The sequence below is a fragment of the Indioceanicola profundi genome, from assembly GCF_003568845.1.
Taxonomy (GTDB): Bacteria; Pseudomonadota; Alphaproteobacteria; order Azospirillales; family Azospirillaceae; genus Indioceanicola; species Indioceanicola profundi.
In genome coordinates, this window is record NZ_CP030126.1 from 732711 (window position 1) to 750980 (window position 18270).

The 18270-nt window shown below is 66.6% G+C and carries 17 protein-coding genes; 8 read left to right on the forward strand and 9 right to left on the reverse strand.

Translation table 11 applies throughout. From position 1 onward, the window contains the following. Positions 1–44 precede the first annotated feature (44 nt). From nosP to DOL89_RS24740, 3 genes are read left to right on the forward strand one after another with little or no spacing between them, the layout of a single operon-like run. Positions 45–1259, forward strand: coding sequence for a nitric oxide-sensing protein NosP (gene nosP, locus DOL89_RS03535; protein ID WP_119677903.1), 1215 nt, complete (start codon positions 45–47; stop codon positions 1257–1259). Beyond that, positions 1241–3886 carry a NahK/ErcS family hybrid sensor histidine kinase/response regulator gene (locus DOL89_RS03540; RefSeq protein ID WP_119677904.1) on the forward strand — a complete coding sequence of 882 codons (2646 nt, stop codon included), beginning with the start codon at positions 1241–1243 and terminating at the stop codon, positions 3884–3886. Before nosP ends, DOL89_RS03540 begins: the two co-directional genes overlap by 19 nt. Before the next feature lie 58 nt (positions 3887–3944). Beyond that, the gene (locus DOL89_RS24740; protein WP_162937308.1) at positions 3945–4517 is read left to right on the forward strand and encodes a hypothetical protein; all 573 of its coding nucleotides are present in this window, start codon (positions 3945–3947) and stop codon (positions 4515–4517) included. Between the two features lie 109 nt (positions 4518–4626). Here DOL89_RS24740 and DOL89_RS03545 read toward each other — a convergent pair whose 3' ends face one another. The 6 genes from DOL89_RS03545 to pedF all read right to left on the reverse strand — a co-directional run bounded on the left by DOL89_RS03545 (position 4627) and on the right by pedF (position 10468). Next, on the reverse strand, positions 4627–5319 hold the full coding sequence (locus DOL89_RS03545; RefSeq protein ID WP_119677905.1) for a response regulator: 693 nt from the start codon (positions 5317–5319) through the stop codon (positions 4627–4629). A 156-nt stretch (positions 5320–5475) separates the two neighbouring features. Then, positions 5476–7206 carry a methanol/ethanol family PQQ-dependent dehydrogenase gene (locus DOL89_RS03550; RefSeq protein WP_119677906.1) on the reverse strand — a complete coding sequence of 577 codons (1731 nt, stop codon included), beginning with the start codon at positions 7204–7206 and terminating at the stop codon, positions 5476–5478. A 202-nt stretch (positions 7207–7408) separates the two neighbouring features. Continuing rightward, the gene (locus tag DOL89_RS03555) at positions 7409–8383 is read right to left on the reverse strand and encodes a quinoprotein relay system zinc metallohydrolase 1 (protein WP_225889868.1); all 975 of its coding nucleotides are present in this window, start codon (positions 8381–8383) and stop codon (positions 7409–7411) included. Further along, positions 8380–9168, reverse strand: a complete 789-nt coding sequence (locus DOL89_RS03560) for a quinoprotein dehydrogenase-associated SoxYZ-like carrier (protein WP_205574629.1) — start codon at positions 9166–9168, stop codon at positions 8380–8382. Before DOL89_RS03560 ends, DOL89_RS03555 begins: the two co-directional genes overlap by 4 nt. Beyond that, entirely contained in the window at positions 9165–10022 is an 858-nt protein-coding gene (locus DOL89_RS03565) for a substrate-binding periplasmic protein (protein WP_119677907.1), read from the reverse strand. The genes DOL89_RS03560 and DOL89_RS03565 overlap by 4 nt, the downstream gene beginning before the upstream one ends. Positions 10023–10033: 11 nt before the next feature. Next, complete coding sequence (gene pedF / locus DOL89_RS03570) at positions 10034–10468, reverse strand: cytochrome c-550 PedF (protein WP_119677908.1); 435 nt, start codon at positions 10466–10468, stop codon at positions 10034–10036. 280 nt (positions 10469–10748) lie between these two features. Between pedF and DOL89_RS03575 the strand changes: the two genes are divergently transcribed. Genes DOL89_RS03575 through DOL89_RS03585 form a run of 3 tightly spaced genes read left to right on the forward strand, consistent with a single transcriptional unit; the run spans position 10749 to position 13275 of the window. Continuing rightward, the gene (locus DOL89_RS03575; protein ID WP_119677909.1) at positions 10749–11717 is read left to right on the forward strand and encodes a PQQ-dependent catabolism-associated beta-propeller protein; all 969 of its coding nucleotides are present in this window, start codon (positions 10749–10751) and stop codon (positions 11715–11717) included. Further along, the gene (locus DOL89_RS03580; RefSeq protein WP_119677910.1) at positions 11714–12466 is read left to right on the forward strand and encodes an ABC transporter ATP-binding protein; all 753 of its coding nucleotides are present in this window, start codon (positions 11714–11716) and stop codon (positions 12464–12466) included. Before DOL89_RS03575 ends, DOL89_RS03580 begins: the two co-directional genes overlap by 4 nt. 2 nt (positions 12467–12468) lie before the next feature. Further along, positions 12469–13275: an ABC transporter permease gene (locus tag DOL89_RS03585; protein ID WP_119680218.1), complete on the forward strand. Its 807-nt coding sequence runs from the start codon at positions 12469–12471 to the stop codon at positions 13273–13275. Between the two features lie 19 nt (positions 13276–13294). On the opposite strand, the gene DOL89_RS03590 is transcribed toward DOL89_RS03585, so the two are convergent. The 3 genes from DOL89_RS03590 to DOL89_RS03600 are packed head-to-tail and all read right to left on the reverse strand — an operon-like array spanning position 13295 to position 15831. After that, positions 13295–14059, reverse strand: coding sequence for an ABC transporter ATP-binding protein (locus tag DOL89_RS03590; RefSeq protein ID WP_119677911.1), 765 nt, complete (start codon positions 14057–14059; stop codon positions 13295–13297). Further along, the gene (locus DOL89_RS03595) at positions 14022–14795 is read right to left on the reverse strand and encodes an ABC transporter permease (RefSeq protein WP_119677912.1); all 774 of its coding nucleotides are present in this window, start codon (positions 14793–14795) and stop codon (positions 14022–14024) included. The genes DOL89_RS03590 and DOL89_RS03595 overlap by 38 nt, the downstream gene beginning before the upstream one ends. Before the next feature lie 10 nt (positions 14796–14805). Then, on the reverse strand, positions 14806–15831 hold the full coding sequence (locus DOL89_RS03600) for an ABC transporter substrate-binding protein (protein WP_225889869.1): 1026 nt from the start codon (positions 15829–15831) through the stop codon (positions 14806–14808). A 169-nt stretch (positions 15832–16000) separates the two neighbouring features. On the opposite strand from DOL89_RS03600, the gene DOL89_RS03605 reads away from it, so the two are divergent. Beyond that, positions 16001–16597, forward strand: a complete 597-nt coding sequence (locus tag DOL89_RS03605) for a PQQ-dependent catabolism-associated CXXCW motif protein (protein WP_225889870.1) — start codon at positions 16001–16003, stop codon at positions 16595–16597. Positions 16598–16835: 238 nt separating this feature from the next. Then, positions 16836–18242 (forward strand): porin, encoded by a 1407-nt coding sequence (locus DOL89_RS03610; RefSeq protein WP_119677913.1) that lies wholly within the window; start codon positions 16836–16838, stop codon positions 18240–18242. Positions 18243–18270: the final 28 nt, after the last annotated feature.

Here is an 18270-nt window from a genome sequence, read left to right on the forward strand (position 1 = left end):
GGCATTGGCAGGGCGTGCGGCGTAGATTTGGACAACGGCGCTGGATGCACAGCGATATTCCCGCCAATTCGGGGGCCGAGAGGATGCGAGTGAATGGCGGCCGGCCGCTTCGCCAAGCCTGTTCCCAGGCGGCGGATGCGGATGCTGCGGCCGCGGAGATTTATCGGGGGCTGACGGACGGCGGCGCGGATACGGATCTGGCGCTGGTGCTGGTCTTCTGCTCCAGCCATTTCGAGCTTGAGCGGCTGGCCGGGGGGCTGGCGCGCCGGTTCGGCGACGTGCCCGTGGTGGGCTGCACCTCGGCCGGGGAGCTGACGCCGCTGGGCTACCTGTCCGGCTCCATCACCGGCGTCGCCTTTCCGCGCGGTGATTTCGCCGCGGCGGTGGAGCGGCTGGACCGGGTCAGCGCCTTCGAGATCGGGGACGCCAAGCCGGCGGCCCGCGCCGTCATGGACAGGCTTGAGCGCGCTTCGGCGGAGCTGGGGCCGGGCGCCAAGCCGCTGGGCGTGTTCCTGGTCGACGGGCTCTGCGTGCGGGAGGAGCTGATCGTCAGCGCGCTCTACGACGCGCTGGGCGACGTGCCCCTGATCGGCGGCTCGGCCGGCGACGATCTGGAGTTCAAGAAGACCTGGGTGCTGCATGAGGGGCGCTTCCACGAGGATGCGGCCCTGCTGCTGATGCTGTCCACCACCCGTCCCTTCCAGGTGTTCCGCAACCAGCATTTCGTCCATACCGACAAGAAGATGGTGGTGACCCAGGCCGACCCGGCGGCGCGGATCGTCACCGAGATCAATGCGGAGCCGGCGGCCAAGGAATATGCCCGCATGGTCGGGCTGGAGGGGGAGCCGCTGACGCCCATGATCTTCGCCGCCCACCCGGTCGTGGTCCGGACCGGCGGCGAATATTATGTCCGCGCCATCCAGAAGGTGAATGAGGATGAGAGCCTGACCTTCTTCTGCGCCATCGACGAGGGCATCGTGCTCACGGTGGCGGAGGGGGTGGACATCGTCCAGAACCTGGAGGACCTGTTCCGCCGGGTGACGGAGCAGATCGGTCCGCCCGAGATGGTGCTGGGCTTCGATTGCGTCTTCCGCTCCCTGGAGATCGAGCAGAAGCAGCTCAAGCAGGTCGTGTCCGGCGTGCTGGCCCGCCACAATGTGATGGGCTTCTGCACCTACGGGGAACAGTACAACGCCATGCATGTGAACCAGACCTTCACCGGTCTGGCCATTGGTGCCGCATGTCCGCCATCCACATGATCGAGGACGATCTCAGTCCGGAAGAGGCCCGCATCCAGGAGCTGGAGCGCGAGGTCTACAAGCTGCGCCGCATCAACAAGGCATTGATGGACCGGGTCGAGCGCAGCATGGACTTCCAGGGCAACGCCTTCTCCCTGTTCCAGACGGCCATCGTCCTGGAAACCAAGGTGAAGGAACGCACCCAGCAGCTCGAGGAGACCCTGCGGGAGCTGGAGGTGTCCAATGCCGCCCTGGGCGCTGCCAAGGAAGCGGCAGAGAAAGCGCAGTTGCGCCTGCAGGAAGCCATCGAGGCGGTGAATGAGGGCTTCGCCCTGTTCGACCGCGACGACCGGCTGGTGATGTGCAACCGCACCTATCTGAAGCTCTGGCCCTCCATCGCTGAATATATAAAACCGGGGCTTAGCTTCGGGGAGATCGCTGGACTGGCGGCATCGAGCAAGAGCGTGCTCCAGGCCCGCAGCGCGCCGGAACGCTGGGTAGCGGAACGGCTGAGCTTCCACGCATCCGCAAGCGGCAGCCATGTGCATCCGTTGTCCGACGGACGCTGGATTCAGATCAATGAGCGCCGCACGGCGGAGGGTGGCACCGTCGGCATCTATACCGACATCACCGATGTCAAGGAGCATGACGCGCGGGAGCGGGCGCAGGTGCTGGCCGAGAAGTCGGCGCTGCTCCAGGCCACGCTGGATAATATCCCCCAGGGCGTGTCGGTGTACGACAGGGATCTCAGGCTGGTGGCCTGGAACGGGCCGTTCGTCCGGCTGCTGGAACTGCCGGAGGATGTGGTGCATGCCGGCGCCACCTATCACGACTTCCTGCGCCACAATGCCAGCCTGGGCGCCCAGGGCTTCCCGGCGGAGGTCGTGGACCTTTCCGACGGGGCAGGCAGCCTGACGGTGGAGCAGGCCTGGCACAATGGCCGGGTGCTGGAGCTGCGGCGCAATCCCATGCCGGGCGGCGGCTTCGTCACCACCTACACCGACATGACCGAGCGCAAGCGGATCGAGCAGGCCCTGCGCGACGGGGAGCAGCGCATCCGCCTGATCACCGACACCATCCCGGCCCTGATCGCCTATGTGGATGCAGGCGAGACCTACCGGTTCGTGAACCGGCGCTACCGCGATCTGTTCGGGCGGGACGACATCGTCGGCTTGACGATGCGGGAGCTGCTGGGCAAGAAGGCTTACGACTGGCGGGAGCCGCACATCCGGACCGTCATGTCTGGCAAGGAAACGGAGTTCGAACTTGGCTGGCCGGGGCAGGGCGGGGGCAAGCGTTACGGCCACGCCACCTATGTTCCCCATTTCGGGCCGGATGGCATCGTTATCGGCTTCTTCTCCCTGATCCAGGACGTGACGGAGCGGCGCCGGGCGGCGGAAGCCCTGAAGGAGGCCAACGAGGGGCTGGAGCGCCGCGTCGCCGACCGCACCGCGGCGCTGACGGAGGTGAATACCCAGCTCCACCAGGAAATCCGCGAGCGCCTGGCCATGGAGGAGGCGCTGCGCGTGGCCAAGACCACGGCGGAACAGGCGAACCTCTCCAAGACCAAGTTCCTGGCCGCCGCCAGCCACGACCTGCTGCAACCGCTGAACGCGGCCCGGCTCTTCGTCTCCGCTTTAACGGATGCGGACCTTCCGCCCGAGCCGAAGACCCTGATCGAGAAGACGGATTCGGCGCTGCTGTCGGTTGAGGATCTGCTGGAGGCGCTGCTGGACATCTCCAAGCTGGATGCGGGCGCCGTCTCCGCCCAGCCGGACGACTTCCCGATCTCGGCCCTGCTGGGGGCGCTAGCGGCCGAGTACGCGCCGGTGGCGAAGGAAAGGGGGCTCGACCTGCGCTTCGTCAGTTCGGGCGTGGTGGTCCGCAGCGACATGCGGCTGCTGCGCCGCATCCTTCAGAACTTCATCTCCAACGCGCTGCGCTACACCCGCTCCGGCCGGGTGCTGGTTGGGTGCCGGCGCATGGCCGGCCAGCTACGGCTGGAGGTGGTGGATACCGGCCCCGGCATTCCGGAGGACAAGCTGACGGAAATCTTCGAGGAGTTCCGCCGGCTGGAAACCGACCGGCATATCCGCGACCGCGGCATGGGGCTGGGCCTTGCCATCGTGCAGCGCGTGGCCCGCATGCTGAACCATCCGGTGGAGGTGACGTCCACCCTGGGGCGCGGCTCCACCTTCTCCGTCACCGTGCCCCTGGGCGGAACGGCGACGGCCAAGTGCCGGCCCCTGGCCAAGCCGGCGGTGCCCTACAGCCCGCTGACCGGGGCTCGGGTGCTGGTCATCGACAACGAGGCTGCGATCCTGGACGGGATGAGCGCGCTGCTGCGCGGCTGGGGGTGCGAGGTCACGGTCGCGATGAGTGGAGAGGAGGCGGTCGCCCGCCTGCGCGATCTCGGCGGGCGGCCCGAGGTGGTCGTCGCCGATTACCATCTGGAGGAGGGCGCTCTCGGCGTGATGGAAATCCAGCGGGTCCGTCAAGCCTGCGGCCACAAGGTGCCCGGCATCGTCATCACCGCCAACCGCACCGCCGACGTGCATGACGAGGTGCAGGCCCACGGCCTGCCCTTGCTGACCAAGCCGGTGAAGCCGGCCCAGCTCCGGGCGCTGATCACACAGTTGCTGAGTTGAGGGCGGAGTTCGCATTTCATTTTAGAAGTCAGCATCGCGGGCGAAATTTTGAAAGAGAGTGCGCATACCTCTTTCGCGTAAATTTATTCGCAGTTATTCTGCCGAGGCAGTGCCATTCACCAGAACTGGAAAGTTACTATGCAGAATAGAGAAAATTAAGGAAGCTTCTGGGATTGTAGAACTCTCTTCCTTAGAAAGAGAAGATGTCCTAAAGATACTATCACAGGCAGGCGAGCGGAAGATAACGGAGACACAGCTTAAGACAATTGTTGAGATATTTCCAGATTTTTCCAAGATGGCAATAGAATCTCTAAAATCTCTTAGTGAGGTTGTATCTGGCGCTAAAGGAACTCAGGCGGCAGCGCTGTCAAATATCTCCGAATCCGTGAAGGGCATGTCGGAAGCACTGGCTCATTTGGCAAAAAATGCCGAAAGTGATGCTGCGAGGACTGATATTTCTCGTGCCCTAGTCAATGCGGGATCAGTATATATTCAGTTTGCTCAGATCAGTAAAGAAATGAGTGCTGACAACAACATTTCGCGGCGAAATATTGCCGCTAAATCTATCGCGTTATGTACTATCACTATGGCAGGAGTGGGGGCGTTTTTATTCGCCAAGCATAAGGTATAGTTTTATAAAGAGTGCGCACTTTCGCCTGGATGAGATATCGCCATTGTGAAACGTTCCTATTTTCTCTGAAATGGCATTTCAATCAGGGCTAACATAAAGCAACAAGCCGTCAGGCCCGCGCCAGGGCCCGGTCGGGCTGGGGCTGCTGGGGGGTGAAGTTGACGCGGTTGGCCAGGATCACGGCCTGGGTGCGGCTGTAGACCTCCAGCTTCTGCAGGATGGCGGAGACATGGGCCTTCACGGTCGTCTCCGTCACGTCCAGAAGATAGGCGATCTCCTTGTTCAGCTTGCCGGCGACGATCAACTCCAGCACGCGGCGCTGCTGCGGCGTCAGGCTGTCGATCTTGCGGAGGATGGTGCGTTCCTCCTCGGTCTGCGCGGCCGGGGCGGGAGCGGCCGGCTCCTCCAGCCCTTCCAGGTCGGGGGTGAAGACGTCGCCCGCCAGTACGCTGCGCAGGGCGGCGGCGATGGCGCCGCGGGCCAGGGCCTTCGGCACGAATCCGGCGGCGCCATGCTCCAGCGCCTCCCGCACGAGGCGGCGGTCGCAGGAGGCGGAGACGATCACCACGGGGACGGCCGGGAAGCGGGTGCGGATGTCGGTCAGACCGCTGAAGCCGTTCATGCCCGGCATGTTCAGGTCCAGAAGGACCAGATCGAAATCCTTCTCGCGGTCCAGCATCCGCATGGACTCGTCGAGGTCGGAAGCTTCGTAAAGTTCACACTTGTCGAAAGTTACCGCGAGTACGGTGCGTAGGCCATCCCGGACCAGAGCATGGTCGTCGGAGATCAGCACCTTGCCCATTGGGGTACCTCCCGAGGTAGTGAGGGCAGTTTTATTGCTGCGCCCTTTCTCTTCGACTGGAACTTATAACAGGCCTGTAACCATCGTCGAGCAACAAAATGGGGCCGGCGTTTCGCCGGCCCCATGATTTCGTCTGGTTTATGGTGGCGAGGCTATTCAGGCCTTCGGCACCTTGAACACCCAGAGCGAGCCGCCCTGGTTGATGGTGTTGATGCTCTTGGCGACCTCGCCGCCCCAGAGCGGAACGGCGCCGCCCCAGCCGGACACGACCGCCACATACTGCTCGCCATCCATCTCCCAGGTGACCGGGGTGCCGACCACGCCGGAGCCGGTCTGGAACTTCCACACCTCCTGGCCGGTCTTGGCGTCGAACGCCTTCAGATAGCCCTCCGGCGTGCCGGTGAAGACCAGGTTGCCCGCCGTGGTCAGGACGCCGCCCCACAGCGGGGCCTTGTTCTTGTACTCCCAGGCGATCTTGCCGGTGGCCGGGTCGATGGCGCGCAGGACGCCGATATGGTCCTCGTACAGCGGCTTGATGGTGAAGCCGGCGCCCAGATAGGCCGCACCCTTCTTGTAGGTGATCGGCTCGTTCCAGATGTCCATGCCCCACTCGTTCGAGGGAACGTAGAACAGGCCGGTGTCCTTGCTGTAGGCCATCGGGTTCCAGTTCTTGCCGCCCAGGAAGCCGGGGGCCGCGAAGACGGAGCTGCCCTTTTCGGCTGCCATCGGGTTGCCGGGCCGGTTCTCGTCCACATAGATCGGCCGGCCCTTCTCGTCATAGCCCTTGGCCCAGGTGACCTTGGAGACGAAGGGGGTGGCGCTGATGAACTGGCCGTTCTCGCGGTTCAGCACGAAGAAGAAGCCGTTGCGGTCGGCCTTGGCGCCGGCCTTGATGGTCTTGCCGTCCTTCTTCAGGTCGAACGGGATGAACTCGTTGACGCCGTCATAGTCCCAGCCGTCATGCGGGGTGCTCTGGAAGTGCCACTTGATGACGCCGGTGTCCGGATCGATGGCGAGGGTGGAGGAGGTGTAGAGGTTGTCGCCCGGGCGGAGATGGCTGTTCCACGGGGACGGGTTGCCGGTGCCCATGTAGATCAGGTTGGTCTCGGGATCGTAGGTGCCGCCCAGCCAGGTCGCACCGCCGCCGGTCTTCCACGCATCGCCTTCCCAGGTGGCGTTGAGCTTGCCGGTCATCCCGTTCTCTTTGCCGTTGAGGGTGCCCATGTGCCCCTCGATCACCGGCCGGGACCAGATCAGCTCACCCGTCTCGGCGTCGCGCGCCTCGACCTTGCCGACGACGCCGAACTCACCGCCGGAGGTGCCGGTGATGATCTTGCCGTTCACGATCATCGGCGCGGCGGTGTAGCTGTAGCCTTCCTCGTAGTTCTCCAGCTTCTTGGACCACTTCACCTTGCCGGTGTCCTTGTTCAGGGCGACCAGCTTGGCGTCCAGCGTGCCGAAATAGACGGTGTCGCCCAGGATGGCGACGCCGCGGTTGATCACGTCGCAGCAGGGCATGATGCCGTCGGGCAGGCGGGCGTTGTACTCCCACTTCTCCTCGCCGGTGCGGGCATCCACGGCCCAGACGCGGCTGTAGCTGCCGGTGACGTAGATGGTGCCGTCATGGATGATCGGCTGGCTTTCCTGGCCGCGCTGCTTCTCCCCGCCGAAGCTGAAGGACCAGACCGGCACCAGCTTGGACACGTTCTGCGGGGTCAGGGCCTTCAAAGGGCTGTATCGCTGCCCCTCGTAGCCCATGCCGTAGGTCAGCACATCGCCCGTGGTCTGCGCATCCTTGACCAGATCGTCGTTGGTCGGCCCGGCCGCCAGCACCGGCGAGGCCGCAAGACACAACAATGCGCACGTCGTCAACAGAAAGCGCTTCATAGCGTTATCTCTCCCCTTCTTTATCGCGCGTCAGCGATGATGCCGGTGTCCAGACGTGGTGATGCAGCGCATCAAGCAGCGGGCCGGAGTTTTACTTGGCAAGGTCAGGATTGGATTGACCGGTGCTGGGTAGTCTACGGCGGGTGCGGTAGGGAACAATTGGACCTTAGTACAAATCGCCGGTCGGACATTTCAGCCCCTGTCACCGAAGCGGCGGCAGCGCGGCCAGCTCCATCTCCGGATACAGATGCGCCACGGACCGGACGAACTCCTCCTCCACCACGCCCATGCCGCGGAACCGCTCCGGGATCGGGGTGGCCATGACCTCCGGCATGTCCAGCCCGCGCTCCGCCGCATCCGCCAGGGTGGTGCGCAGCCAGATCAGGTAGTCGCAGGTCTGGGCGATGGCGGCCTTGTCGGCGCGCACGGCTCCATGGTTCGGCACCAGCACCTTGACGGGCAGCGTCTCCAGCTCGTCCAGCGCCGCCAGCCAAGGCCCGATCTCCGCATGGGGCGTGGTCGGGGCGCGGTCGCTGAAGACCAGCCCGCCGGCGAACAGCACGCCGGTGGTCTCGTCGAACACGGCCAGATCGGCATCGGTGTGGCCGGAGAGCTGGATCAGGCGCAGCCGGTGGCCGCCGATCTCCACGGCTCCAGGCTCCACCGCCTCCGTCGGAACCAGCATCTCCGTGCCGCGCATCCAGTCGCCCAGCATGGTGTACATGTTGCCGAGTACAGCCTGACCTTCCGCCTTGATGCCGTCGATGGTGCCGGGCAGGGCGGCGATGGGAGCATCCTTGAAGGCCTGGTTGCCCAGGAAATAGTCGGGGTGCAGGTTCTGCACATAGACCCGCACCACGGGCCGGTCGGTGACCGTTGCAATCGCCTTGCGCAGATCCTCCCCGAATCGGCGGGACGGGCCGGTCTGGAACAGCACGACACCCTCATCCGTGACGATGAAGGCCGGGTTCAGGATGAAGCCGCCATTGGCCCTGGTGAAATGCTCCGCCTTGCCCTCGACCACCCAGGTGTCCGGCGCGACCTGCCGGGGGGTGAGCTGATAGGACAGGCCCTGGGCAAGGGCGGCGCTGGCGTGCAGGAATGCGACCAGCAGCACCGCGGCAGCGGCAGCCACGGCCGCGAAGGGCGGGGGCGTATGGTGCGGCCGGCGGATCACCGCATCGCCTCCGACACGGGGATCGTGCCGTCGAACTCGTTGCCGTTGTTGTCCCGGCCGGAGACGCGCAGGGCGCTGCCGGCCGCATCGGCGTCGGCCACCAGCGTGATCAGCGGGTTCTCGCTCACCGGCTCGAAGGGCTGGATCGTGCCGATGACCTGCCCATCGGCGCCGGTCACCCTCATGCGGTCGATGAAGAATTCGGGGATGCCCTCCGCCAGCCCGGTATCCATGGGATGGCGCACCCGCACCCGCAGGCGGACCTGCTCCCCATCGCTCCAGGCACGGCCGTGCATCTCCCCCAGATGGCGCTGCCAGCCCGTGTCGGCATGGGCCAGGGCAGGGGCGGTGCAGCCGCCGCCGGACGCATTCACATGGGCGCTGCCCACATGCCAGACGCCGTCGGCGGTGCGAACGGCGGCCCGGACGGGCGTGGCCTGCTGCACCTTGAAGCGGAAGCCGATGATGGGGGCGGCCTTTTCCGGCCGGTAGGTCAGGATGTGGGGGATGGGATTCAGGTCGGCGATGGCGACGATCTCCTCCACCCCCTCCAGCCCGCTGGCATCCACCATGACGGGGACGTTGAAGACATCCTCCGCCGCGCCGGGGGCCGAGACCTTCACCCGCTCGTCGAAGACCACCTCGCCCGGCAGGTAGATCCCCCGCAGATACTCCCACATCGGGGAGTTCAGCGGGTCGGCCGACTGTGCCGGCACGGCGCGGAGCGCACCGGCCAGCAGCAGCGTGGCCGCAAGCATGGTCCGGTTGCGCCCCGCCCTGGTCATGCCGGCACCGTGGAGCTGTAGGTGATGCCGTGGGCCGCGAAGATCGCGGCCAGCTTTCCATTCCGGTCCAGCTCCGCCACGATGTCCGCCACCTTGTAGGCGAGGTCGCGGCCATCCTCCTTGACCGCCATCCCGACCTCCCAGGTGGGGCGGAACAGGCCGGGCAAGGGCATGGTCCCGACCTCGTATCTGGACCTGGCCTCGCCCAGCCCGTGCTCGATCTGCGCCAGGGACGCCATGACGGCGGGAAGTTCGCCGTTCCGCATGGCCGCCACGGCGAGGTCCGGCGTCTTGAAGTGCACCAGCTTGCTCCGGAACCGGCCGTTGAAGCTGCCGCTCAGGTAGAAGTCGGGGACACTGTCGATCTCCACCCCGATGGAGTTGCCCTCCAGCCCGCCGATCCCGCCGGCGCAGTCGGCCTGCTCCGGATCGCAGGCCATGACGAACCGCTCCCGATGGTAGGGGCCGAAGATCACGGCTTCGGTGATGCGCTGGGAGAAGGCGGGGTCGAAAGGGACATGCATCATCAGGTCGGCCGGCGGCTGGCCGACGACGGAGCCCTTCCAGACCGCGTTGCGGAGGTCGTCCTCTACATTCTCGTCCGCTGTCAGTTCCATGAAGTCGACCGCGACGCCCAGCCCCTCGCCGATGGCGCGGCCCAGATCGACGTCGATGCCGGTGAGGACGCCGTCCTTGCGCCAGGACCAGGGGGCGAAGTCGCGGTAGACCGCGATGGTCATCCGCCCCCGCTTCACCACCGTGTCCAGGGAAACGGCGCCGCCGCTGCCCGGACGCGCCATGGCGATCGCGGCGGCGCCGGCCAGCAGGCCTTTCAACAGGGCGCGGCGGTGCATGGGCCTGCTCCTCAATCGGCGGGAACCGTCTCCAGCCAGGCGCGGATGGCCCAGAGCGCCTCCTGCCCCAGCGTGTCGCCGAACTTCGGCATATAGACCTTGCCGTCGCGGACGGCGCCGTTCTTCACCCGCTCCACATACCATTCGTCGCCGCTGTCGCCCGGCTCCAGATAGCGCAGGTCGGGGGCGATGCCGCCGGAAATGGCGCCCAGCCCGTGACAGCGCGCGCAGTTCTGGTTGTAGGCGGATGCACCGATCTCGATCGCCCGCGCATTGCCGCGGAACGGGTTGGCCTCCACCCACTCCTCCCCCAGGTCCGGCAGGCCGGTGGTGTCCACCGCCTGCGGGGTGACATCGCCATGGGCGAAGGCGGTCCCGCCCAGGGCCAGGCTGCCGGCGGTCATCGCGCCAGCGAGGAGAAGGGTCAGTCGGGTCCGGGTTCGCATGGGCCAATCCCTTGGATGATCATTGTCCAGATCGTGGGCCCTGGAGGGGTACAGGCGCACCCCTCCAGGGCCTGTCACAAGCCGGCGCATGCTAGCCGAGGCGGCGGGAGCGATTTATTGCACTTTGGTCTCAATGGTTTGGCGGCCCACCGGTTCACCCCGCGCCAAACCTGCGGAACCGCTTGGAAACCGGCTGCGGATACTTCCTTAGTCCAATGGCCCTGCAACTGGGCCGACCTTAGCCTGCCGGTTCGCCGTCCCACCTGCCCGGAGACGCCAGATGCGCGCGCCCGCCATCCTCTGCCTTGCCCTGCTTGCCGGGTTCGCCGCGCCGGCTGCGGCCACGCCCTTCGCCTATGTGTCGAATGAGCGGGACAACACGCTGAGCGTCATCGACCTGTCGACGATGGAGGTGGTGGACACGATCGAAGTCGGCATGCGGCCGCGGGGCATCACCCTGTCCAAGGACGGCAAGCACCTGTTCATCTGCGCCAGCGACGACGATACGGTCCAGGTGCTGGACCTGGAGAGCGGGAAGATCCTGCACAATCTACCGAGCGGGGACGATCCGGAACAGTTCGCCCTGGCCCCCGACGGCAAGACCCTGTTCATCTCCAACGAGGATGACAACGTCGTCACCGTGGTGGATGTGGAAAGCCGCACGGTCAGCTATCAGGTGGATGTCGGGGTGGAACCGGAAGGCATGGCCGTCAGCCCGGACGGGCGTTGGGCCGTCAATACCTCCGAGACCACGAATATGGTCCATTGGATCGATACCCGGACCAAGGCGCTGGTGGACAACACCCTGGTCGGCGCACGCCCGCGCCATGCGGAGTTCACCGATGACGGCAAGGAGCTGTGGGTGAGTTCTGAGATCGGCGGCACTGTCCATGTCATCGACGTCGCCACCCGCCAGCCCAAGCACACCATCGAGTTCAAAATCCGCGGCGTCCGACCCGACCAGATCCAGCCCGTGGGCATGAAGCTGACGCCGGACGGCAAGACCGCCTTCGTGGCGTTGGGCCCGGCGAACCATGTGGCGGCGGTGGACACCTCCACATACGAGGTGAAGGATTATCTTCTGGTGGGCCGCCGGGTCTGGCACATGGACATGACGAAGGATGGAACCCGCCTGCTGACCACCAACGGCGTCAGCAACGACGTTTCCGTGGTGGATGTCCAGGCGCTGAAGGTTTTAAAGTCCATCCCGGTGGGGCGTTATCCCTGGGGCGTGGTGGTGCGTGAATGACGGTTCCAGCGCTTGAACTCCGCAATGTCGGCTTCGGACACAAGGGCGGCCCGGGCGGCAGGGGCTTCGCCCTGCGCGATGTGAACTTCAGTGTGCAGCCCGGCCAGTTCACGGCGTTGCTGGGCGTCAACGGCGCCGGCAAGTCGACCATGCTTTCGGTCATCACCCGGCTGTTCGATGCCGGGTCGGGAGAGGTGCTGGTCTGCGGCCATTCGCTGGCGAAGGAGCCGCTGAAGGCGCTGGGCGCCATGGGCGTGGTGTTCCAGCAGCCCACATTGGACCTGGACCTCTCCGTCACCCAGAACCTGACCTATGCCGCCGGCCTCCGTGGCCTGCCCAGGGGGGAGGCGAAGGCCCGCATCCGTCAGCTCCTGATCCAGTTCGAGCTGGACGGGCGCGCCAACGACCGGGTGCGCGCCCTGAATGGCGGCCACCGCCGTCGGGTGGAGTTGGCCCGCGCGCTGCTGCATCATCCCCGCCTGCTGATCCTGGATGAGCCCACGGTGGGGCTGGACGTGCCGTCGCGCCGGGCGCTGGTGGATCATGTGCATGCCATCTGCCGCGACGATGGCGTCGCCGTTCTCTGGGCCACCCACCTGATCGACGAGGTTGGGCCGGACGATCAGGTCGTGGTGCTGCACCAGGGCCAGATACTGACCACCGGCCCGGTCGCGGAGGTCAATGCGCGGACCGAGGCCGGATCGCTGAACCAGGCCTTCCACACCCTGATCGGGCGGAGTGCGGCATGAGCATGATCTCCTACCTCCGCGCCCTGCAGGCCGTGCTGGTGCGGGAGGTGCTGCGCTTCGTGCACCAGCGGGAGCGGTTCGTGGCCGCCCTGGTCCGCCCGCTGGTCTGGCTGCTGGTCTTCGCCGCCGGGTTCAGGGCGGCGCTCGGCATCGCGGTGCAGCCGCCTTATGAGACCTACATCACCTACGAGACGTACATACTGCCCGGCTTGGTCGGGATGGTGCAGCTCTTCAACGGGATGCAGAGCAGCCTCTCCATGGTCTATGACCGGGAGATGGGCAGCATGCGGCTGCTGCTGGTGAGTCCGCTCCGGCGGGAGTTCCTGCTGGCATCCAAGCTTCTGGCGGGTACGGCGGTGTCGATCCTGCAGGTCTACGCGTTCCTGCTGATCGCGGCGCTGTTCGATATCGTGGTCCCGCCCATCGGCTATCTGACCGTACTGCCGGCGCTGGTCGTCACCGGGCTGATGCTGGGGAGCATCGGCATGCTGTTCTCCTCCACCATCAAGCAGTTGGAGAATTTCGCCGGGGTGATGAACTTCGTCATCTTCCCGACCTTCTTCCTGTCCAGCGCGCTCTACCCGCTGTGGCGGATGCGGGAATCGTCGGAGCTGCTCTGGCAGATCTGCTCGGTGAACCCCTTCACCCATGCGGTGGAGGTGATCCGCTTCGCGCTATATGGTCAGGTGGCGTGGGAGTCGCTCGGCTGGGTGCTGCTGTCCATGGCCGTGTTCCTGGGCCTGTCCTTCTGGGCCTACAACCCGGCACGCGGGCTGATGCCGCGCAAGGCCGGGGCGGGCGAAGGGTAAGGCTTAAGCTAACAAGCACTCAGGCGATCAGCCGGAACACCGGCTCCGGCCGCTCGATCAGGGTGCGGCGGAAGGCTTCCACATCCTGTTCGGTGCGGCTCTCCCGCCGGCCGGGCACCGTGATCTCCTCCATCACCCGGGTCGGGCCGGGGGAGAGCAGCAGGATACGGTCGGCCAGCTCGATGGCTTCGCGCAGATTGTGCGTGACCAGCAGGGCGGCGCAGCCGCGATCCGCCAGCGTGGTCACCAGCAGGCGGCGCAGGCGGCGGGCCGTGGGCTCGTCCAGGCTGACGAACGGCTCGTCCAGCAGCAGCAGGGCCGGCTCCACGGCGAAGGCGCGGGCCATGGCGGCGCGGCGCTGCATGCCCAGCGAAATCTGGCCGGGAAAGCGGTCCGCCGCCTCCGCGATGCCCATATGCTCCAGCCAGCGCTCGGCGATGCCGGTGCCGCGGCGCGGCTTCTCCAGCACCAGCTCGATATTCTGCTTCACGGTGCGCCAGGGCAGCAGCCGCGGCTCCTGGAACATGCTGCCCAGCACCGGAACGCCGCCATCGGGGCAGGTCAGGGTCCGGCTGCCCTCGAAATGGGGGTCCAGCCCGGCGATGATGTTCATGGTCGTGGTCTTACCGCAGCCGCTGGGACCGACCAGGGCCACCATCTCCCGCGGGCGCACCTCCAGCGACAGGCCGCGCACAACCTCTGTCCGGCCCTTGCCATCGGGCGCGGGGAAGGTCTTGCGGGCGACCTCAAGCCTCAGCAGCGGTGGTGCGCCAGCGTGCGACATGACGGTCCAATGGGCTCAACAGGAAAAGCTCGATCGCCTGGGCGACCACGACGAAGGACAAGGCATAGGCCAGCAAAAGGGCCACATCGAAAAGCTGGAAGGCGAGGTGGATCTGGAATCCCACCCCGTTGCTGCGGCCCAGCAGCTCCACCACCAGCACGATCTTCCAGATCAGCGCCAGGCCCGACCGGCTGGCGGCCAGCAGATAGGGCTGGAGCTGCGGCAGCAGCACATGGCGCAGCATGTCCAGCCGGGACAGGCGGTAGCTGCGCCCCATCTCGATCAGCTTCTCGTCCATGGCCTTGGCGCCCTCGCGCACGACCACGACGACGTTGGGGATCTTGTTGATGGCCACTGCGGTGATGGCCGCGGCCTCCGTCAGCCCCAGCCAGACATAGGCCAGTACGATCACCACCAGGGCGGGGATGTTCAGCGCCAGGGTCAGCCACGGCCCCAGCACCTCGTCCGCGAAGCGGGACCGGCCCATCAGCAGCCCGGCCGCCGCCCCGATGAAGAAGGCCAGCACGAAGGCCGCCGCGACGCGCCACAGCGTGATGCCCAGATGGTGCAACAGGGCTCCCGACTCCGCCTCCCGCACCACCACGGCCAGCACCGCTGCCGGGCCGGGCAGGGTGGGGGACTGGGCGATGGCGGCGGCCAGCGCCCATACCGCGACGATCGCGGCGATGGACAGGGCCGTGCGCACGCGGCGGCGGTTGGCGTTGGCGTCCGTCATGGGCCGCGCCTCATGCCCGGTTGTCCCAGTCCACCGGCCAGAAGGTGCCCTCCGGCACGGATGTGGCGCTTCCCACCAAATCCCGGCCGCCCAGCTCCGCCAGGATGGCGAACAGCTTTTCGGCCTCCTTCCGCTCCCGCTCCGTCCAGCGCTCGGGTATGCCGGCGCGGAAGCCGGCGCGCAGCGCTTCGAAGGTGGCCTGGTCGTCGGCCTTCATCAGCGGCTCGATCTCCCCCCAGGCCTCATCCTTGTCGCGCAGCAGTGCCTTGGCATCGCGGGAGGCCTGGATGAAGCCTTCGATGGCGGCCGGGTTCTCCTTGGCCCACGCGGTGCGGAACACATAACCCAGCATCGGCACATCCGCCTCGAGCCCCAGCTTCCCGGCAAGCTCCGCCACGCCGATCAGTTCCCGATGGCCCTTGGCCGCGAGGCGGGCGGCGTAGTGCCAGTAGGTGAGCACGGCATCCAGCCGCCCGGCCTCCAACTGCTGGCTCAGCAGCGGCGGCGCGCCGAAGACGGGTTCCGCGGCGGTCATCAGGTCCAGCCCGTGCGCCCGGCCGGCCTGGGCGCGCAGCAGAAGCCAGCCCTTGTCCAGCGGCCCGCCGGCGATGCCGATGCGCTTGCCGGCCAGATCGGCGATGCCCTGCACGGCCGATCCCTTCGGCACCACGATGGAGCCGACGGCGGAGGAATAGGGCACGAAGCTGAGGTCCTGGCCGGACGACCGCTGGCGGGCCACCCAGATCCAGTCGCTGGCGATCACGTCCACGGCGTTGGACTGCAAGGCGATCTGCCCGGCGGTCGGGCTTGCCACCTCCATGATCTGGAGGTCGATGCCGGCCCCACGGGCAAAGCCGCCCCCGGCCATGGCGGCCAGTTCCCAGTTGACGGTGCCGAAGGGCAGGACGCCCACGCGCACGGTGGCGGCGCCCGCGGCGCGCAGGGGCGAGGCCGCGCCCATCAGCGCCAAGCCGGCGGTGCCGGCCAGCATGCCGGTCAGGCATTGGCGGCGGGTCAGGCTGGGGGCCTTCAACATCTCACTCCCTGGTGTGTCCATCCCTGGTCCCCCTTGTCGTGGCGCGCGGTTCGGCGCGGGGGTTCCGATCATCATGGACAAGGCCAGCATGCTAGGGCAAGGGCTTGGGGCGGGGTATTAGACGAACGGCCAATTCCGGTCCGCAAAGGGCGATGGTCTGATGCCGCTCATGTCAGCTCCGTCCCCGTCCCGCCGCCCGATCGCCGGCATGCTCGTGCTTGCCGGCGCAATGCTCTTCGGCCTTGCGGGTATGGCGCGGACCGACGGACCGCCGACGCCCGCCGGCTACCGGACGGAGATGTACCGGGCGCCGACGCCCGACAGCGTTCCGGGCGGTACCCGCATCGACACCGCCCAGCTCCAGGCGCTGTTGGCCGGGCCCGGCGGGGCGGTGCTGGTGGATGTCATGGCGGCGGAGATCGCGCGGGAACCGGCGCCGGTCTGGCTGGTACCGGAAACCCGCATGCACCTGCCCGGCAGCACATGGCTGCCCAATGTGGGCTATGGCGAGCTGGCGGCGGAGACGGAAGCCTATTTCCGCAGGCATCTAGAGCGGCTGACCGGCGGCGACCGGAACCGGGCGCTGGTCTTCTACTGCATCGCCGATTGCTGGATGAGCTGGAACGCCGTGAAGCGCGCCGCAGAGTGGGGCTACACCAAGCTGTACTGGTATCCGGGCGGCACGGATGACTGGCGGGATGCCGGGCTGGAGCTGGTTCCCGCCTGCCCGCTGCCCCTGCAGCCCGGCTCCGGCCCGGATTGCTGAGCCGCCTTCTCCCAAGGTGGCATCAAGATACTCTCCGGTTGTCGCTGGAAGCGGTCGGGCAGCTTTATTTGAAGACCAAAGTGTAATTTCCCGCCCGCGAAGTCGTCGCTAGGGTGACTGCCAGCAGGAGCGCGGCCGGACGGCTCAAGAACTCCTGCAAACCGCGCCGCTCGGCGCGGTCAGGGAAGCCTGCGCCTCACGGGAACTTTGACGCGGGGCGCGTTCGGGGAGGAAGTGCATGTCTGGAAAGAGATTATTGGCGGCAGGCGTCGGGCTGGCTGGAACGCTTGCGCTGAGTTTTGCGGGTCCTGCGCGGGCGGATGTGACGGACGATCTTCTGCGCCAGTTGCGGGAGAAGGGCATTCTGAGCCAGGGCGAGTACAACGTCCTGCTGGACCGCAAGCGGGCGGAGGAGAAGGCGACGGCCCAGGGCGTGCAGAGCCAGCCCACCGTCAGCCCGGCCCAGGCCATCGACCCCAGCACCATGATCCAGCGCACCGAAAGCGGGGTGGGCTTCCGGGTCGGCGAGGTCGAGGTCAAGCTCTCCGGCTCCATCAACGGCTACTATGTGCATGAATGGGGCGACGACAATCCCGGCGCGGTCGTGGGCGGCCTGGCCGGGGCCGGCGACAGCACCTCGATCCGCAACGGCCTGCTGCCGGGCTTCCTGAAGTTCGACATCACCACCGTCCAGGACGGCTGGGAGGTGGGGGCGCATTTCGGTATCTATCCCGGCATCAACAGCGTGAGCTGGGACAATGGCGCCAACTCGCCCGGCGTGCCCGCGGCCCTGGCCACCTCCGGCATCGACTTCCGCCAGACCTACCTCACTATCGCACGGCCCGAGCTGGGCGAGCTGAAGATCGGCCGCGACATCGGCCTGTTCGGCTCCGAAGCCATCCTGAACGACATCACCCTGCTCAGCGTCGGCACGGCCGGCGGCAACGCCGCGCCCAGCAACACCAGCCTGGGCCGCATCGGGCTGGGCTACGTCTACACCGACTTCCAGCCGCAGATCACCTACACCACCCCCAGCTTCGCCGGCTTCCAGGCGGCGGTGGGCGTGTTCCAGCCGCTGGTCACGGCCGGCGCCAACGAGGTCAATGACGAGCCCGGCTTCCAGGCCGAGCTGACCTACGATCTCGGGTCCGCCGGCTTCGTGCAGGGTCTGGGCGGCAAGCTGTGGGCCAGCATGATCACCCAGGACCACGATCCGGTGGGCACGGTGGGCGGGTACCGCGGCACCGGCTACGATGTGGGGGCGAAGCTGACCTTCGGGCCGGCCGGGTTCGTGGGCTACTACTACACCGGCGAGGGGCTGGGCACGACCGGGCTGTTCATCCTGGCCACCGATGCGGCCGGGAACGAGCGCGACAGCGACGGCTTCTATGTCCAGGGCTCGTTCGAGGTGATGCCCAAGCTCACGCTGGCGGCCAGCTATGGCGAGAGCCGGCTGGATCTGGCGCCGGGCGAGGTCAATCCCACCCTGCTGGACGTCAACAAGTCCTGGGTCGGGCAGGTCCAGTACGCGCTGACCGACTGGGTCACGCTGATCGGCGAGTACATCAACACCACATCGGAAGCCCAGAACGGAAACGAGATCGATTCCGATGCCATCGCTCTGGGTGCTATCCTCTTCTTCTAGCAGCAAAGGCGGGCGCCGGAATGCCGGC

Excerpts from the sequence above, each read along its gene's own strand:
- DOL89_RS03560 (WP_205574629.1), bottom strand. The coding sequence starts at position 9,168 with ATGACCAGGGCGGGGCGCAACCGGACCATGCTTGCGGCCACGCTGCTG.
- DOL89_RS03550 (WP_119677906.1), bottom strand. The coding sequence starts at position 7,206 with ATGAAGCGCTTTCTGTTGACGACGTGCGCATTGTTGTGTCTTGCGGCC.
- DOL89_RS03580 (WP_119677910.1), top strand. The coding sequence starts at position 11,714 with ATGACGGTTCCAGCGCTTGAACTCCGCAATGTCGGCTTCGGACACAAG.
- pedF (WP_119677908.1), bottom strand. The coding sequence starts at position 10,468 with ATGCGAACCCGGACCCGACTGACCCTTCTCCTCGCTGGCGCGATGACC.
- DOL89_RS03590 (WP_119677911.1), bottom strand. The coding sequence starts at position 14,059 with ATGTCGCACGCTGGCGCACCACCGCTGCTGAGGCTTGAGGTCGCCCGC.
- DOL89_RS03585 (WP_119680218.1), top strand. The coding sequence starts at position 12,469 with ATGATCTCCTACCTCCGCGCCCTGCAGGCCGTGCTGGTGCGGGAGGTG.
- DOL89_RS03565 (WP_119677907.1), bottom strand. The coding sequence starts at position 10,022 with ATGCACCGCCGCGCCCTGTTGAAAGGCCTGCTGGCCGGCGCCGCCGCG.
- DOL89_RS03610 (WP_119677913.1), top strand. The coding sequence starts at position 16,836 with ATGTCTGGAAAGAGATTATTGGCGGCAGGCGTCGGGCTGGCTGGAACG.
- DOL89_RS03605 (WP_225889870.1), top strand. The coding sequence starts at position 16,001 with ATGTCAGCTCCGTCCCCGTCCCGCCGCCCGATCGCCGGCATGCTCGTG.
- nosP (WP_119677903.1), top strand. The coding sequence starts at position 45 with ATGCACAGCGATATTCCCGCCAATTCGGGGGCCGAGAGGATGCGAGTG.
- DOL89_RS03595 (WP_119677912.1), bottom strand. The coding sequence starts at position 14,795 with ATGACGGACGCCAACGCCAACCGCCGCCGCGTGCGCACGGCCCTGTCC.
- DOL89_RS03545 (WP_119677905.1), bottom strand. The coding sequence starts at position 5,319 with ATGGGCAAGGTGCTGATCTCCGACGACCATGCTCTGGTCCGGGATGGC.
- DOL89_RS03600 (WP_225889869.1), bottom strand. The coding sequence starts at position 15,831 with ATGTTGAAGGCCCCCAGCCTGACCCGCCGCCAATGCCTGACCGGCATG.
- DOL89_RS03575 (WP_119677909.1), top strand. The coding sequence starts at position 10,749 with ATGCGCGCGCCCGCCATCCTCTGCCTTGCCCTGCTTGCCGGGTTCGCC.
- DOL89_RS03540 (WP_119677904.1), top strand. The coding sequence starts at position 1,241 with ATGTCCGCCATCCACATGATCGAGGACGATCTCAGTCCGGAAGAGGCC.